The sequence below is a fragment of the Paenibacillus agaridevorans genome (genome assembly GCF_003112455.1).
In the GTDB taxonomy this organism is placed as follows: Bacteria; Bacillota; Bacilli; order Paenibacillales; family Paenibacillaceae; genus Pristimantibacillus; species Pristimantibacillus agaridevorans.
On record NZ_BDQX01000390.1, the window covers coordinates 21,282 to 39,720 of the forward strand.

Annotated in this window: 9 protein-coding genes; all 9 read right to left on the bottom strand. The window is 49.9% G+C overall.

The genetic code is table 11. The features are described 5' to 3' along the window. Positions 1-69: 69 nt before the first annotated feature. Positions 70-4,725 (bottom strand): S-layer homology domain-containing protein, encoded by a 4,656-nt coding sequence (locus tag PAT3040_RS29785; RefSeq protein ID WP_108995536.1) that lies wholly within the window; start codon positions 4,723-4,725, stop codon positions 70-72. Between the two features lie 275 nt (positions 4,726-5,000). Further along, entirely contained in the window at positions 5,001-7,370 is a 2,370-nt protein-coding gene (locus tag PAT3040_RS29790; RefSeq protein ID WP_108995537.1) for a helix-turn-helix transcriptional regulator, read from the bottom strand. Positions 7,371-7,693: 323 nt separating this feature from the next. Then, positions 7,694-9,241: an ABC transporter substrate-binding protein gene (locus PAT3040_RS29795; protein WP_108995538.1), complete on the bottom strand. Its 1,548-nt coding sequence runs from the start codon at positions 9,239-9,241 to the stop codon at positions 7,694-7,696. Between the two features lie 87 nt (positions 9,242-9,328). Further along, positions 9,329-10,267 (bottom strand): carbohydrate ABC transporter permease, encoded by a 939-nt coding sequence (locus PAT3040_RS29800; RefSeq protein WP_108995539.1) that lies wholly within the window; start codon positions 10,265-10,267, stop codon positions 9,329-9,331. Positions 10,268-10,279: 12 nt separating this feature from the next. Continuing rightward, a complete protein-coding gene (locus tag PAT3040_RS29805; protein ID WP_108995540.1) occupies positions 10,280-11,212 on the bottom strand; it encodes an ABC transporter permease in 933 nt (310 codons plus the stop codon). Positions 11,213-11,579: 367 nt separating this feature from the next. Continuing rightward, on the bottom strand, positions 11,580-13,184 hold the full coding sequence (locus tag PAT3040_RS29810; protein ID WP_108995541.1) for a helix-turn-helix domain-containing protein: 1,605 nt from the start codon (positions 13,182-13,184) through the stop codon (positions 11,580-11,582). A gap of 3 nt (positions 13,185-13,187) precedes the next feature. Then, positions 13,188-14,939, bottom strand: a complete 1,752-nt coding sequence (locus PAT3040_RS29815) for a sensor histidine kinase (protein WP_108995542.1) — start codon at positions 14,937-14,939, stop codon at positions 13,188-13,190. Between the two features lie 162 nt (positions 14,940-15,101). Beyond that, positions 15,102-16,205 carry a hypothetical protein gene (locus PAT3040_RS29820; RefSeq protein ID WP_108995543.1) on the bottom strand — a complete coding sequence of 368 codons (1,104 nt, stop codon included), beginning with the start codon at positions 16,203-16,205 and terminating at the stop codon, positions 15,102-15,104. A 24-nt stretch (positions 16,206-16,229) separates the two neighbouring features. Then, on the bottom strand, positions 16,230-18,439 hold a 2,210-nt coding region (locus PAT3040_RS37615; protein WP_181376920.1), incomplete at its 5' end, for a hypothetical protein.

Genomic DNA, 18,439 nt, shown 5'->3' on the forward strand with positions numbered 1-18,439 from the left:
TCTCTCCTCTCTGCGATGTCGGTGCCCCGACGGGAACGCTCTTTATACTGCCGTCGGGGAACCATTCTCCTAATAGTTATATAGTCTATAAATCATTACCGCCGCTTCAGCCCTTGTTGTGTGACTTGCAGGGTTCATGTAATCTCCGGAACCTTCGATCAGGTCAGCTACAACCAATGAGGCAACAGATGCTCGGGCATAATTAGCAATTTGCTCCGCATCGTTAAAGGATGTCAGAACATTTTCCGAACCGTCCTTTAATCTCTTGGCCAGCTTCAAGGCTCTTGCTGTCATAACCATCGCATCCTGACGTGTAATATAAGCAGCAGGATTAAATTTGCTTTCGCCAATACCGTTTACAATCCCCAATGCTTTGGCTGTTCCTATAGCATCGTAATAATAGGCCGCCTTGTCGACATCGGTAAAGTTATCTGTAATATCCGCCCGCAAATCCAATACCCCTATCAGCAATTTCAAGAAGTCTGCCCTTGTAATGTTTGCCGACGGGTTATACGTATCGGCGGACGTTCCATTGATGATGCCCTTTGAAGCCATCACTTCAATGCTATGTTTTGCCCATGAATGAGTATCCAGATCACGGAAGGTTTTATGCACGTATACCGCTGTAAACTTGCCAAAATGGGTTGTCGTAAATGTGATTTCTTTCGTCGCTGCGTCATATCTGGCATTGATTATCGGAACAACTTCGCCATTGTCTAGAAGACGCCACACCGTGATAAACTCCTTGTCAAGAAGTTCCTTGTTGTCTTTCGGCTCATATTTGAATGACACGGTTACAGCTGCATTGTCCTTCATTCCATTAATCTTCTTGGTCCCTGCCCAAACGTTCAATTCGAGTACAGGCCTGCCATTGACTTGTCTCGCTATTTTGGGATCCAGATCGCTTGGATCAACCTTCGTAATAGACCAGGAGATCGTATCTGAATTTACATCGCTTGCGGCAATGCTTTTGCCTGGAACACGAATTGTCGCAAATTCCATTACAATTTCCATTGTGGTGTCCGACAAATTCGATAGGGTGGAGGCCGGCAATGTCAATTTGTAACTTACGGCCCCGCTCGCTGCCGGAATCACAACCGATACTGTTTTCTTGCCTTCGCGATCAACAGGGGCGCCATTTAACGCCTTAACCAACCATTCAGTTGAAATGACCGCTTCCGCGATTCCATCTACAGCGTTCAGCTCAACAATTTCAATCTTACCGCCTGTCACTTTCGGCTCGGTTGTTGTTCCGGAAACGCTGCCGTTCGATGGATTAACCGGCGGATTCTGAGGTTCCGATACGTCTGGCCTCATGACGACATTATCAATCCAGGCTGTCGAGGTTTCATTGCCTTTAATGAGAAATCTCAAGCTTTGTTTGGTCATGCCTGCCTTGGGCCTGAATGAATACGTATACTTCTGCCACGTATCCGCCGAGAAGTCTAGCCCGCTATTATAGGATATCTGGCCGTTTTCTCCGGCTTTTTCCGCACTGACAACCGTAAATGTTCCCGCCGTTACTTTTGCCCAAAATTCGACAATATACAGTTTGCCGGGAACGACATCAAACCACTCTTGCTTGACGTTTGAACCAGCGGCATTGGTGCCGGATATTTTTTGCGACCTGATTCCGCCATACTGATCCTGCCAATCAAATCCAAAACCAAGGGAACCGCCCGTTCGTTCTGTTGCCCATCCATCCACTACTCCGTCACCGTTGGTGTCGGTCTCCATCCCGCCGTTTACAATCATATTTTCCTCAGGCGTTACATCCACTTCCTTCAGAACAACGCCATCCAAATAAAATACGATGTTGTCACCGGGTTCTCCCTCAGCATGAAATCTGACGCTGATTCTTCCAGCCTGCGGGTTTGGATAAAAGGTAAACTTGTATTGTTTCCATTCGTTCCCGTTATCCTCCGCCGTTACCAACAGCGACGAATTATAGGCGCCAAGCCCATTGTAGTAAATACCGCCTACTTCCGTATCGGCAGCTCTGACCGCTCCTTCTTCCACTTTGGCCCAGAAGCTGAGCTCATATTTCTTCATGGGATCGATAAGCAGCCAATTCACATCCGTTTTTGTTCCTTCCTGTTTGATGCCCTTTTCCACATACCCGCCCTCGCCGTCTGCTGGAATGGAGGTATTCACTCTTACATACTTTTGACCCATCGGCGCCGGGTTTTCTTCCGTACCTTCCTCTATCGCCATTTCTCCCCCTGCATAACCGGGCGACCATACATCGGGGATGCCGTCGTTATTTTCGTCAATCTCAAAGCTCCCGTTATACAGAAGGTTAAAAAGTTCGGTAATTTCCACAGTGAAATCTTCCGTTTTGCTAAACTCTCCGTCCGTAGTTATCAGCCTGATCGTATATTTACCCGATTCGGTTGTCTCGGGGTAGGTAATGGTAACCGTATCGGCTATCGTTCTGCCCGCATGAGAACCCGTACCGCTAAAGCCGCTTAAAGAAATTTCACCAGAAGAAGAGTTGGCTGTCCACCCGTCCGGAAGCACCAGTTGGTAGTTTACGGTCTTCGGATTCAAAGTATAATTTTTGGCTTTAACTCGGACGTCAAACTTGTACTCTTTGTACTTTTTATTCGAATCTTTATTGAGGTTTACATAAAATGGGGCAGCTTTAACCACAAAGGTTGACACTTCCTGTGTATTCTCCCCGTAGTTCGCAGTGATCGTAAACGAATGTTTATTCCAAAGCTCTCCTTCTTGCACCGTAACATTGAATTCCGCATTTGCTGCGTCCCCGCTGCCAAGGGTAAAGGACTCTCCTGTTGAATTTTTAATCTCCCAGCCGTTGGCGTTTAGCGACAGAGTGCCCGTTGCTTCAGAATCGGAATAGTTTTTTATTCTGACCTTTAAGTTCACGTTTTGCCCTTCGGTTACGACCGAATAATCGGGTTCTACACTCATTCTCAGATCAGGGGCGATATCGCCAAGTTGCTTGTTGGCCGCCACAAGTTTATAGTTGCTGTTGTTCAATCCGTAAACTTCCTGGATGGCGTCAATGTATCCATACCCGAATAGGGAATTGGGTTCGATCGATCCCCCTTCTCCCCATTCGTTCCACGCATACAATGTGGCCATATTCATGGAACGTTCATGAGTATCGAGATATTCTTTGACATGGTTTAACAATTGCTTGAATTTTTCCGGACTCGGATCGGCATAGACATACCTATCGACGGGAACCCCCGAACTCGCCCCCCAAGGCCTGACGTCAAATGCGTTTAATGCGCCTGGTATAAATAAATAATCTTCATAATTTTGATATTCCGGTTGTTGCGAATAATCCGCATACACAAACTCTTTCCAGGCATCGGGATATGCCGATGCATAATCTTGCGGCACTCCGATGTCCAACCCGATCCCTGCCAGATTTAACGGAAGGAATCCGTCATATCCTTGCTCGATAAACATATCCAAAGTTCTGTAGCCATCGTACAGGAGCAACGGATTTTCCAAACCTGCTTTCACGCTTTCACTGCGGAGATAATCGAGCCCTTCTTTCAGACTAGCAGCCGATCCGCCCAGTCTGCCTTCCATATCTCCAAAAAAACCAACAATCGGCCTGCCATCTTCCGTTTTTTTGTAAGAAGGCTCTTGCATAAAACTTATTAATTTGGGCACAATCTCGTTTTTCCAAACCGTTTTGTCGTATGATCCATCCGCAACAAAATAAAGATAATAAGACATCAAATTGCGATAAGGCGACGTTTTATAATTTTCTATGTTCTGTCCGGGTCTTGGTCCGCCTCCGCCTTCCTTCCAATAATAATAGAACGCAAAATGGTCAATCCCCCGGCTTGCAGCTTCCAATATATGATTGTCCAAAACTTGCTGCTGTCTGTCATCGTACCACCCGATCAGAGGTTCCCGATCCGGTATTGGCCCGTAACCCCACGGGCCCGGTTTCGTAAGGTGATCGCGTATTCCGCCAAACCAATCGCTATCGCTGCCATAAATCGCTTTATTGTTGGAGATCATACCAGGGAAAAATTCGCCGTTCCAATTTGAGAAATAAAATACCCCGATATCATATGGTTGCTTTACCTCAGGCAAATCAACTATTGGCTCAGGAATGACGTCCGTTTTTTTCCGAAATACAACATTATCAATGTATCCTTCGAGAGCAGCCTCATTCCAATTGTAAAATTCCAATCGTGCGTATTCGACGCCTTCGGAAGGCGTATAATCCTGGGTAAATTTCGTCCAGTCTGCATGCGCCCACATATGAGCATCGATTTGCATGTCTTTACGCGTAACGGGACCGTCCAACACTTGTTTTTCATTAACAAACATATGGATTACACCGGAAGGTACCTTGGCATAAAATTCGATCGTATAGGTCTCTGATGGGTCGACCTGATGAAAATCCGCTTCAGTTACGCTCACCTCATCATTATTAGTGCCAGCCGGCGATGTAAACTTTAGGGATGCCTCCCCTGCATACACCTTGCCGGCGCCTTGCTCCAGTGCCATTTTTGCAGCTGTACCTCGTGTTGTGTTTAATAGCCACAAATTCGGTTTGAGATCGGCATCGACTCCTCCCTCAAAATCGCCGTTGCCCACCATGTTTTCAGCTTGAGAAGTTGGTTCATTCGCAAACATTTGTGCAGGATTGGCAATCAAAGCCAACAGAATTGCCATAAATATTGAAAAACATATTAAACAATTTCTTCTTTTTGCTTCTGCTTGCACCATAACAATCCTCCCCCGAGTAATATCATTATGTAAGGTGTGTGGCCTTACTCTCTTATCATGTATGGGGTGGTTCGATCCGTAAATTGCAAGGTACGCAAGTTTCTATAAAGCTGCACTATAATTTGGGCAAAAGGTACATTTTAATACTCTGTTTTTGTGTCGATTTCTCCGATTTGGGTCAGGTGGGTTCGGCCAAGACGTTTATGCGGCATAATCGGGACGTTGTCAAAAGCACAAAAACGGCACGTTTCGCAAGAAAACGTGCCGTTAAACGGTTATCGCGCGGATTTCCCCGAATGCATCTTTTTTTGCAAGGCGTACTCTCTTGGAGTAACTCCAAATTTCTTCTTAAAAATGGCATAGAAATACGTTTCATTTTCGATTCCAATTTTTGAAATAACCTGATGAATACTCAATTCCGTCTTTTCCAGCCATTCCGTCGCTTTATTAAGCCGAACCTCGTTGATATACTCCGGTATGGACAACTGCATGCCATCCCTGAAAATTCTGCTCAAACGCCTTGATGAAATTTTCATCTGGGCAGCAAGCTGATCCTGGCTCAGATTCGGTTCATAATAATTTCCGGCAATAAAATCCGTTACCGATGTAATAATTGCGGAGTTTCTCGCCTGAAGGGCGTCATCGCCATCCTTGTCTATAATTTCCTTCACAGATTCAACAATCAGCTGGTAACCGTCTTCAATGGTTTCAAGTTCAAGCAGCTCTCGGGAAATCTTCGAAAAATCAAAAATGACCGGTTCAATCTTGGAGGCCGAAACCACATCAAGCGTTCGCTTCAGGCGGTCGGTTAATCGGATCAGCGATATAATAATATGGTCGTATTCAAGAGGTTCAATGACGTGGAAAAACTTTTGCAAATTTGCTTCGAAATCATCGGACTTGCCCAGCTTGATAATCTCCATCATTTTATCTTCAAGAACGGTGGGGTAATCGAACAAAAAAGGATTTCCATCATCCACGTTTCTTTCTCCCTGTGTTATGACTGACATCCGGCCGCGTACAAACCTGTATACGGAATGAGCCAGAGCATTGTTGTAAACCTTCGATATTTCGATAATATTGGTCGTTTTTTCACTCACCGATGCTGTAAACGAAAGATTGTAATATTGCCGGGTATTGGCTTGCGCCTGCTTTAAACCATCAACGATTGTATCCAATGCATCAGGCGTATCTGGTCTCGCGCCAATGATCAATGTCACATTATCGTCGTCCATATCGGCGCCATCAACTGCAAATGGGCCTGAAAGCATCTCGGTCGAAATATTAAGGATCGCAAATTTGAGCAATTTCCGGTATTTATCATTGTAGGTTGTCCGAAACTTGTTGTAATGGTCGATTTTGATGACACAAATATAAATATCGCCGTCCAGCAGCTCCATAATGCTTTTATCTGCGGTTAATTCCCCATATTCGTGTTCCGATAGATTATAACTTCCAATAAGAAGCTTTTTTATCCAAAACTCTCTCATCCTGTTTCTGTATTGATCCTTCTCTTGTTTTAAGGCTTCCAGGTTAGTTAGCGATTGTTTATAGGAATTCCCGATATAGGAGATTTCATCCTTCAGACTGGCTTCATTGGCTGATTGGCCGCCTGTGCTGATAAAATGTTTAAGCAAATTGGAAATCGGTCGATACGTACTTTTCGACACAACTGCCGATGCCAACAAAATCAACACAAGAAACATAATGGTCACCCAAATAACAGTTGTTCTTAACGTATGGATATGTTTATAAACGACTGAACTCTGTTCTATTTTTAATAAAGTAAATCCAATGTGATCTGCGAATACGTATGTAACAAAGTAGTTGGTGCCGTCCAATTTACTTTCAAAAAAACCTTGATTTTTTCCATCGGCGGAATGATTGACGTGGTTCAAATATGCTGTTTTTAACGAGCTTTTAAAATCGGAAGCAGCAGATGATTCGTTATCTATAAATCGCTGCTTATCATCCAAAATAAATACTTGATCGTTCAAAGATTTGTCCGTCATATTGATCATGTTCACGTTGTCCATAAACCAACTGTACTTGACATTTAATATAATAGAACCGTCCACATGGTTGTGTCCGTCTGTATTATCGTACATATAATAAGTAATCACATTTTCGAGCCTTTCCGGTTTGCCTCCGACATTCTCGATCTTCCGAAATACAGGCTTCAGTCTTGGAATAGGTTGATTGGCATTAATCGTTTCTTGCAACACCGTATCTTCAAAATAAAGGGGTCTCCCGATATAAAAAAACTCGTTGATATAGCTGTTGTAGATACTGACCGAATCGATAAAATTGTTGGAAGATAAAATCACTCCTGTCAGCCGATTAACATTTAGAATTAATTCCACCATATCGCCAAATGGTTCCTTGCTGTACATAATCGCTCTTATCTCATTGTTTAAGAACAGGTAATTGCTTAAACTTTTGATCGAGCTATCCATCTGATTTAAATTGTATTTCACCTGGGCAAGCGATTTGGCGCTGGAGCTGTATTCCTTTTCCTGAAAAATGCGAGTAGCATTAAAGTAAATGATCAACGAAAAAATAACGACCGCCAATATAGACGATAAAGCAATCGAAATAAATATATGGCTAAGATATTTTCTGGGTTTCAGCCCTGCGAGCCACATGAATACGAAACCACCCTTCGGATATAAAGTAGTCGTTTGTTGCCATGCAGATAAAGTTAAGCGCTTTCATTTTTATCCGAACGCGGTCTTACAATATTTTCTTGGTAAGTTAATCTTAACCGAAACTGCAATCGATTTCAATAAAAAATAGCCTCTCGGCACTCGCCGAGTCAGATGGGACACGGGTTTCCTCTCACCATCCAATGTCGCTTCCTCCTTCCCAACTTTCACTCCGTAGTCGGTGGGCTGCCATGCGCACACAAAAAAACCTCGACTGCGCATTTACGCACAATCGAGGTTTTTCGTTGCACACGATCAACTCGCTACTTGCTTGCCAGGAAGTCGTCGAATTGCTTCTGCTTCTCGGCTATGACCTTGTCGATGCCGGCGTCCTTGAGCGCTTGACGATATTCCTTTAATCCTTGCTCCGGTTCGACGGAACCCGTCTCTACGGCTTTCTGGAACTGGCGGATAACGTTCGCAAGGGCGCCGACTTCGGATTTGACCGGCTCGCTGTCGAAGACGAAGCCGAGCGCGGGCGAGGAGATCGCTCCTTCATTAAACGCTTTGAATTGCTCCCACTTGTCGGGGGCTTCGGTATCCCATACGTAGTTGAGGAATTGGCTGCCGAACATCCACGCGGAGCCCGGGGAGTAATCGGCCGTTTTACCGGTTGGCGATATGATTTCGCCGTTCTTCGTATAATGGACGCCTTCGATGCCAAAGTTCAGAAGGTTATTGATTTCTTTGTCCGTATGCAGCAGGTTGATCAACATCATGGCCCGCTCCGGATTCGTCGATGTCGAGGAAATTCCCAGCATGGAGCCTGCCGTCTCGGAAGTCGCCACTGTCTTTGATGTCATGATGATTTGCGCCGTTTTGCCCGGAATACCTGCAGCGCTGGCAATTTCCGCATCCTTGCCCGGTTTCATCGGCTCTATCGTCGAGAACACTTTGCCCGCATTCCAGGCATCCTGTGGCGCTACCTGGGTCGTGGCCGCATCTGCGTTAATGTAACCTTTCACGTAAAAGTCGCGCGCCAGCTTCAAATAATCCTGATAACGGGCGGAGTCCTCGACAGGCGCTACAGTCGTGCCGTTTTCGTCCTTAAGCAGGGCCCCCGGAATAGTCGAGTCTCCCAGAAAATCGTAGTTTCCGAAGTAGTGGGCGTTGAAGACCGCGCCGTTCGTGTATAAAGGCACAAGGTCGGGACGTTTCTCCTTCACGACCGCGTATACCGCGTCAAGGTCCTTAGGCTCCTTCACCGCGCTCATGTCGATGCCAAGTTCGTCGGTCACGTCTTTGCGGTAGACGATGCCTCCGGCGGAAGCCAGCTCCTTATTGGTGGGGACGCCGTAGTTTTTGCCGTTGATTTTGGCTCCTTCCAGGAAAGCGGGATCCAGCGTTTCCTTGATCCCTTGGCCATATTGATCGATGAGATCATTAAGCGGGATGAACGCGCCTTTGGAAACGTTGTTCGCGTGACCGTTCCATTGTGCGGTGAAATAGATGTCGATGACGTCGCGGCCCGCGATCATCAGATTGACTTTGTCGTCCCATGCGCCCCAGTCGATCGGCATGAGGTCGATTGTGGCGTTGATCTTTGCCGTCAGCAGCTTGTTCAGCGCTTCCTCCACGACGGCTTCGTCCGTCTGCGGCGTACCCGGGTAGACCAGAGTCAATTTGTGCGGCTTCAGCTCGTCCGGCGCCTCGGTTGCTTCCCCGCCGGTCGCCGCGCTCTGCTCCGGTTTATTCGTCGCTGCCGTTTCCTTGCCGCTGCCGCTATTGCCCGAGCATGCCGATACGCTTAATACCGTTATCATGGAGAGCAAGAGCAGCGATACCCATTTTCCTCGACTTTTCTTTGTCATGGTTATGACCTCCCGAATGAAATAATGAATTTATGCTTAACTAGCGTCAGCTAGCTCAAGCCAATGCTATAAGACATAACTGCGGGATTATCCCTTGACCGCGCCGACCGTCAGCCCTTTCACAAAGTACTTTTGGAAGAACGGGTAAGCGAAAATAATAGGGCCGACGCCGATGATGACCATGGCCATCCGCACCGTTTCGCTCGGAAACCGGAACGTCCCGCCCGCTGCTTGAATCGCAGCAGCCGCTGTGCTGTTGTTCGCAAGGAATTGAATGTTCAGCATCGTTTTGTACATCAGATATTGCACGGTAATATTGGCATCCTTCGTAATGAACACCAGGCTGAGAAACCAGTCGTTCCAATACGTCAACGTCTGGAACAAGGCCACGGTGGCTAGCACGGGCAGCGATAACGGCAGGACGATTCTCATAAAGATGGTTAGCTCGCCAGCGCCGTCGATCTTGGCCGATTCCAGCACCGCCGACGGGATGGTTGTGATAAAGAAGGTGCGCATGATCAGGACGAAAAAGGCCGAGATGACAAGAGGCAAAATAAGCGCCATAATGTTGTCTTTCAGCTCCAGCATTTGCACGTAGACGAGATACCACGGAACAAGACCGCCGCCGAACAACATAGTGAAAAAAACGAAGAAGGTAAAGGGCTTCGCATGCGGAAAGTCGCTCCGAGAGATGGGGTATGCGTACAGGGCCATAATGATTAAGCTTGATAACGTGCCGAAGACCGTCACGAAGATGGAGATGCCGTACGAACGAATAATTTGCCTGGCATCCTTGAACAGGAACTCATACGCGCCCATGTCGAACTTCGACGGGAAGAACTGGTATCCTTCGCGAACAACGGTCGACTCATCGCTGATGGATACCATAATGATCAGAATGACCGGGATGATGCAAAACAGGGAATAAAGAATGAAGAAGAGATGGATGCCCGCCGAAGCCGGCAACGATAACTTGTTTTGGGGATTGGAGGCGCTTGGCGCTTTCTCCGCTACTATTGACTCCATGCTGACCACCTCCTAAAATAATGCGTTATCCTTATTGATTCGCCGGACGATCCAGTTGGACAAAAACACGAGCGTGAAGCCGACGACCGATTGCAACAGCCCCGCGGCCGAGGACAATCCGATATCGCCTACAGTCAGGAATGTTCGATAGACATAGGTATCGATGACGTTCGTCACCGGGAACAATACGCCGGATTCCCTTGGCACCTGGAAGAAGAGACCGAAGTCGGCGTTAAAGATTCGGCCGATCTGGAGCAGCGTCATGATGACGATAACCGGCGTAATAAGCGGGATCGTGATTCGCGTCATTTGCTTCCACTTGCTGGCTCCGTCGATGGTCGCGGCTTCGTAATATTCCTCATCTATGCCGATGATCGCCGCCATGTAGATAACCGTATAGTAGCCGACCCACTTCCACGTGTTGACCAGCGGCAATACGTACGGCCACACCTCCTTGGTGAAATACCACTTCACCTCGTCCAGTCCCAGCATCGGCAGAAGCGTCGTATTCAGAAATCCATGTTCGTCGCTCATAAAGGCGAACGCCAGATAACTGACCACGACCATCGACAGGAAGTAAGGCAGGAACATGATAGTTTGATGCAACTTCGCCAGAAAGCGGCTTCTCATCTCGTTCAGCATTAGGGCGAACGCAAGCGGCACGATCAGATTCAGCACGATGAAGCTTCCATTATAGAGCAGCGTGTTTCTTGTAATGATCCAGGCATCCTTCGTTTTGAACAAATATTCGAAGTTCCGTAAGCCCGTCCAAGGGCTTCCAAGAATGCCGTCGGTGTAATTGATGTTCTTGAACGCGATCAGAATGCCGAACATCGGAATGTAGTTATTGACGACCAATATGGCGATTCCGGGCAGCATCATCAGATAGAACATCCAGTATTTGCGGAAGACGCTCTTCTGAAATTTGCCGTAAAGAATGTCCATCGCCTTCCCTCCTCCTGTTTCTCGCTTGCTACTTCTTTAGTGTAAATAAAAAAAACGCCGGCATCTGTCGGCGTAATGACCGCATTGTCGGCGCTGTGACTATTAAGGTTGTTCAAAAAGTCCGCTTTTGATCACGAAGTAGGCCAAGAAGCATACTCGACATCGAATATGGAACGCAAGCGAAACTAAGCGTATGCTTTCGAAGTATGTTTCCTCTGGAAACATTGCAGGTGCTCACGTAGCTTCCACTACGCTCCGCTCCTCAGTTTCTACTTTCGTCCCATCTTCTCGGTGCTGAAAACCGAACTTTTTGAACTCTCATTATAAGAGGTTGTTCAAAAAGAACTTTTACCATTTTTCGGGAGCTTTAAATGTTTTGAAACTTTTTCCGGTATTCCTGAGGGGTAAGTCCCGTGACGCGTTTGTAAGCCTGAGAGAAATGCGAGAAGTTGGAGTATCCGACCGATACGGCGATATCGCTGATCCGGTTGTTCGTATTCGCCAGCTCCGTCTTCGCCTTGGCCATTCTGAGCTCCACCAGATAGTCGGTTAACGTCAGTCCCGTTTCCTTGCGGAACAGCCGGGAGAGATAAGCCGGATTCAGATAAACAAGCTCAGCGGCCTGCTCACGGCTGAAATCCTCGTGTAGATGCTCCTTCATATGTTGCTGGACCTTCTCCACAGCGCTGGATACCGTCTTGCCATTCTTCGACGAGTAGTCAGCAGTCATCGCGCAAATCCGGTGGGTCCATGCCCGCAGCTTGGACAACGATTTGAGCGCGGCCGCACCGTCCTCCCACTCGTTCGCGGGGTATACGTCGGATGCCTGCAAGGTTCTCTCGTTTAACCAGCCGAACAGCATATGCATGAAACCAAAATAATACGAAGCAAGTTCCGTATAGTTCGCCTTGCGCTCCAGCAGCCGGTCGAAACACTCATCCACTCGATACGCAAGCTCCGTTCGTTTGCCTAGCGAAAGCAAGGAACCCCAATCCGCGAACGGGAATTCAAACGCGGTGTTAATGCTTTTGCTTTTGCCCGGTTCGGCATGGAGCCATACGGTGCCTCCTTGGCTGACATTGTTTTTCTCCTGCTCCAGCAGCCTCTGCGCTTCCGCCCTCGCTTCCTGCAGCAAGACCGGCGAGCCGGCGTAACAAGACAGCTGACAATGCAGCAGCGTGAGGCATTGCTGGATCAGATGCAGACAACGCGACTCCAGCCCGGATTCTTCTTCGGAATGAGGGTGGTAGTCGATGACGTAGAGCATGCCGTTCGGTTCCTGTACGACGGTCCCGGCACGTCCCTCCAGCAGCAGCTCCTCGGCTGCCTTCTTGACCGCATAAGTCATAATCGCTTCGTCTCTCGCCGACCATTCCTCGCGCCATTGCTCGATGCTGACGACGATTATACGGATGAGACTGTCTCCTTGCAGCGGGATGTCGTAGGTTCCCAGAATCGGCTCCAGCCTGCTTGGATGGGCCGATACGCGATCATGCAGATAATCCTGCCAAAACCGCTCGACCATGGCGGGCCGCTGCTGTCTCCACTGCTCGGATACCATCGCAAACGTTTCCTTGATCTCGACGAGCTGGCGCTGCTCCTTTACCTTCATCGCGGCGGCCGCGATACATTGTTTTAACTGGGCATGATCAATCGGCTTGAGCAAATAATCGAAGCAGTCGAGATGCACCGCTTGCTGAGCATAAACAAAATCCGCATGGCCTGTCAGGAACAACGTCACGGTATCCGGCTTATTCCCATTTACCCATCGAAGCAATTCAATGCCGTTGTCGCCGGGCATATCGATGTCCGATAACAAGATATCGATCCGATGCTCCTGCATCATCTCTTTGGCTTCTTCCGCGTCATATGCGACAAAGAGCTCCGCAATTTCCGTATCGCTCCAGTCGATGCCATGGCGAATCCCGCGAATCGCTATATCCTCGTCATCCACGATCAACAAATTATACATCGTTTAAGCTCCTCCCCCTTGCAACGGAATGCTGATCGTGACCACGGCGCCGCCGTCGGCGCTATTGTAGAATTCGATTGAACAGCGGTCTCCGTAAAGAATCGACAACCGGTCGATCACATTCATAATGCCAAGTCCTCCGGAATCGCCTTGAGGCACATACCGTTTCTGCCTGAGCTGTTCTAACACCGCCTCATCGTACCCTGTACCGTTATCGGCAACCGTCAGCGTCAATGCGGGTTGACCCTCTCTTTCGCTTGTTGCCGCAGTAATCGAAATATGGAAGGTTTTCCGCCTGTTCTTGAAGCCGTGTATGATCGCATTCTCTACGAAAGGCTGCAGCGTGAGCGCCGGAATCGGCAGTTTGGTTACTTCTTCATCCGCTTCAATAGCGCAGGCCAGCTTATCGGGAAATCGGATCTGCTGGATCGTAATATAGTTGCCGATATGCGACAGTTCCTCCCGGATCGTAATGGTGTCCGAGTTGGTACGCATAATAAACCGGAAGTAGTCGGCCAGGTGAAGCGACATCTTTTTTACGGATTCCGTATCGTTAAGAGCGGCCAGGTTATAAATAATGTTTAAGCTGTTCATATAAAAATGCGGGTTAATCTGGCTTTGGAGCTGCCGAAGCTCCCCTTGTTTGACGCGGAGCTGCTCCTCGTATACGTCGATCTTAAGCGTCTTGATCTGCTCCGCCATCTTGTTAAAGGTTTCGCCCAGAAACTCGAATTCGATCGTCTTGCCCCGCTTGAGACGGACATCCAGCATGCCCAGCGAGATTTTCCGCATCCCGAAGATCAGCTCCTGAAGCGGCTTAAACAACATTTTGCGTATGAAAATCAAATACAGGGACAAAATCAGAACCAGACCAATCGGAGCGAATAACGCGACATTGCGGAAAAAGCTCAGTTCCTTCAGCAGCGCCTGCTCGGGAACAATCACTTGATAAGCGACGGGAACAACCCGGCTGGGCCGGTTCATGACGAGATAGGACTTTCCGTTATCGCTACTGCTCAGCGTCTGATAGGAAACATTCGTAATCCGTGTAGCCCCGGCATCTACAGGAGGTTCATTTTCCGTAAGCCGGTTTTTGAGACGATCCTCTTCCCGCAGCCATATCCCCGTATCGCCAATGACACCGTCGCTCCATTGGGTGAGGAGACTTTCGTTAATGTCCTTCAAGCGAATCAGCGCTCCGACATGAAGTCCGGCGTTGACCTCAATGCTATTCAGCAGGAAAAATCCCCCCGGCATTCTCTGATCGAACCGAACCTCCCATCTCCGGCTAACGTCGTCCGTTATGGATGCCGAACTGGCTGTGCGCTCGCCCATATGCGTCTGTATAATATCCTTCATATTATTGTATTCGCTGTTCGTGCCCATAATAATGTCCTGTTCGTGATACAAGAACACGCTGTCAATGACATTATAGATGTCGACGTCCCGCTTCAGCTTGGTATCGATCCGAATCTTCGTAAGCGTATACATATCGTCGTTTGTCGGGAACGACATTAACATGCCGACATCCACGTCCAGAATGGACATCTTAAGAAGGTAGTTCGTAATTTCATCCAAATTGTCGTCCGTCTGCCCGACGAAGATATCCAGCGTATTGCTGTACGTCTCCGTTACCTTGTCGCGAACGATATCTCTGGAATAGAAGTGATTAATCATCATGAACAAAAGGGTAGGCAGCATGACCGCCAAAAAACCCGCAATCAAAATGGTTCGAATCGAATAAACGAATTTCAAAGCGGCTTCCCCCTCACGATAACTAACCATTCTACAAATCTTGCCAATAATCCTCTTTGTCCGGAGGGTTGCTTCAGATCTGGCAAACACAAAAAAGCAGCCATCTTCAGTAGAAAATGGACTGCTTTTTTCCTCTGGCACACTTGCCTTGGCTTTCACCGTTTACTCTTTAAGAGAGCAAATATCAAACGAGCGGTACAATGCAGGCAACGCCTCGCGCAACGCCGCTTCGTTCTCATGGGGATCGCCGCGTTCGTACAACCAGCGCTGCGGCAGGCTGCCCCGCGCCTTCCCGTTCAGCTTTACTTCATAAGCCCCGTTGTCATACACAATAGCCGTACATGGCACAAGCTCCCCCGGCAGCACCGTATCACCATGCATACATAACGTCCGAGGCAGTAGACGGAAGCTGCCGTCTGCACGGCGTACAAGGGCACGTCCAGATACCTCGGCCCAGATCGCCGTTTCCCATACATTGTGGCTTATGCCGTCCAGCTCTGCGAGCTGCTCCGACGTTGCTTCCTCTTCCACGGCGCGTAGAAAGTCCATCCGGCTCTCGTGCAGGAAAGCAAAAGTGAGATACCGCCGCAGACGCGGTTGCATATCCCGTACGAAGGAAAGATTAGGCAGCAGCCAAAACGAATTGTGTCGGCCATACGCAAACGGTCCATCTCCGGTGGCGCAGGGGTACAGCGCGACGGGCAGCCGGCTGTCCAACAGGCATCTGATCGCATTAGGGTCCAGCAGCACGTTCCATTCCAAAAAGCCGGGGTCCGAGGCGCCCGCGGACAGATGCACCCGACGCACCTTCTCTAACATCAGGTCCGGCTCGCGATTGTAAGCAGCCGCGATTGTGCGGGCGGAGCCGAAGGACAGAACCTCCACCTGTCCTGCCGCTCGGCGCAGCGTCTCCAGCATCAGACAGATGCCGCCTTGTCCGTACGCCGGCGTATCCTCCATCGTATCGTCCGGCCTTTTCATCGGCGCGAACGGTCCCGGCGCGAAGGGTACCTTGCGGTTGTAAATATAATTGAGTTGCGACATCGGCACGATACCAGGGTCACGTCCCAGGCCGCGCATGTCGCGAAACATCGGATTGTTGTCGTTCGCATAGGGCGAACGGAATTTCTCGGTCACATCCAGTATGACGGCCAACAGGTCAATTTCCGGCAGAGAATATGCGGTCAGAATGTCAAAGTTGTCGCCGGGATCTTGCGCCGGATGATACATGTCGGTTACGACGATAACAGATGTTTTCTCTTGCATCAATATGCCTCCTAGTGTCGCAATTCAGTCCAGTTCCAGCACCGCAACCTGTCCGGGAGCCAACGCGAACGATGGCAGCAAGCGATCCGATCCCGACACCTGCAACGTATAATCGGTCTCCGACACGATGTCGCGCGCTTTGGCCGAGGCCGCACCCGGCCAGCGCAGCGATACGCTCAAGGAAACATCGCTGCGGTGATTCACCAGTACGATGCCCGGCTTGCCGTCAGCTTGACGGAATGGCAAATATTCCAGCCCTTCCGCTCCGCCGACAACCACCTCCGCGCTGTTGAGCCGAGCCGTAAAAGCCCCGATCATGCGGGCGGACGACGGCAGCATAGTCGCCCCCGGGAACGCGTTGCTGTTCAAGTCGTAATCGGTCAGCGACAGAAACACCTTGCCGCTGCCGTATATATTCCTGACGGTGACGGGATCGCCGCCTGCCGCCTTCGCGATAACGGCAGCCGAGGGGGCTGTCACCGACATGGATGCATACGCGTAGCTCTGTCCTTGCGGTAGCGTATCTGTCGTCACGACCGATGAAAGCTCGCTCACAAGCATTGTAGTGGCCGACGAGTTGCTCGTCTGCGCGGTATTATAGCTTCCGCCCCAGAAATCAGTCTCCAGGCCGTACGACGCGAACTGACTGGCGTTGGTGTACAGCCATCCCCCGTCCTCGACATAGTCCTTCAGTTTGTCGAACAGCCCCTGATCTCCCTGGAATCTGCCCATCAGCACTACGCCGTCGTATTCGGCCAGCTTCTCCGGCGCAATATCAGATGCCAACACATCGACCGGACCGTATGGCGTAGAGGTAAACACACCTGGATATTTGAAAAGCCCTCCGCTATTCTCGGAGCCGGGGTACAGCAGCTTCATCGTCTCACGCTGCGCCTCCTCCGGCCGCTCGGCAGGCAACAGGCCCCAGCGCTGGCCGATCGGATTGCCTTTGTCGTAAGGAGGATTCGTCCAGCTTGGCCAGCCCTGCCACAGCGTGGACGGCGTAAAGCCGTTGTTCAGGTCGGTCATGATGGCGACGCGCTTCGCCGGGCTGCCAGCCTCGTGGTTGTTAGCATACGCATGGAACGCCTTGACCTCCTGCGCCCACAGTGACGGCTGCCAGTCGCCGTCCCTGCCTTTGTCGGTGAATACTGTAATACCGTCCTGCGGAACCAGCATCCGGGAGCCCGAATAGTAGGCGAGGAACAGCGAACGCCTCATCTCGTTAACGCTGTAGCCGGTATTCATGTTCCCGATGCCCCACTGATTCTGATACTGGATCATTTGCGGGTCTTCGGTTGGCACTTTATGGTCATACCACAGCGACAGCCATGTGCCGAACGGCTTGTCGAACTGATACGAGGCCCCGCGAAGATAAGCAAGCTGAACGCCTCCGCTGACCATATGCTCCTGCAACTGGCCGATTACCCAGTCGGCTCCCGCCCGATACGTCGCATGCTGGTACGTCAGCGCGCTGTTGACCAGCGCCTCGGCGCCCCAACTCCGATAACGATCGGCATATAGTCCGATCTCCGCTTCATACTTCGCTCGGCCTGCCGCATCCGTGGCGAAGTTGTACAGGTCGCCCATGTCTTCGCGCGTCTCCTGCCGCAGCGCTCCTTGTACCATGGAGATGTCCATCTCCTCAGCATGCAGCCCCAGGAAGTAATTTCCTCCAATGGATTGCAGCACTCCGACCTCTTCCTCGGTGAAAATATCCGGCGTCGTGTCCTGCACCCAACCTTCCGTCACCTTCGCGGGGCGCGGGATGTCTCCAAGCCCTCTGCGCTGGCTGACCATAAAACCTGTGCCACTTGCCTGCAACTGCGACGCGGACGCCAAAATATCAATTTTCGAATTGCCCTGCCAGCCGTCGGTGGCCAAATAGCCTCGCTTCGGCAGCCAAACGAAGTTGCCGATACCGTTATTCAGCGTCTCCTTCGTCTCCTTGATCGTGCCCGTATCGGGCCCGATCAGCACCTCGTCCGGCTTCGATGTATCCGAGGCCGAGCGGCCGGCCAGCAAATACGCCGCCTGAATTTCCGGCGAGCGCGTGCGGGCACCGCCTGTCATGCTGATTACCACTTTTTTTGCTGCGCCGTCTGCGACCGCTCCCATATCAAGCAGCCAGCCTTCCGTCTGAGCTAGCACGTTCTGACTCGCATCCAACGCCTGGATTTGCAGCGTCGATCCTTCCGGCACGACGGCTTGCACCGCCACCGCCGCCAGCCGTT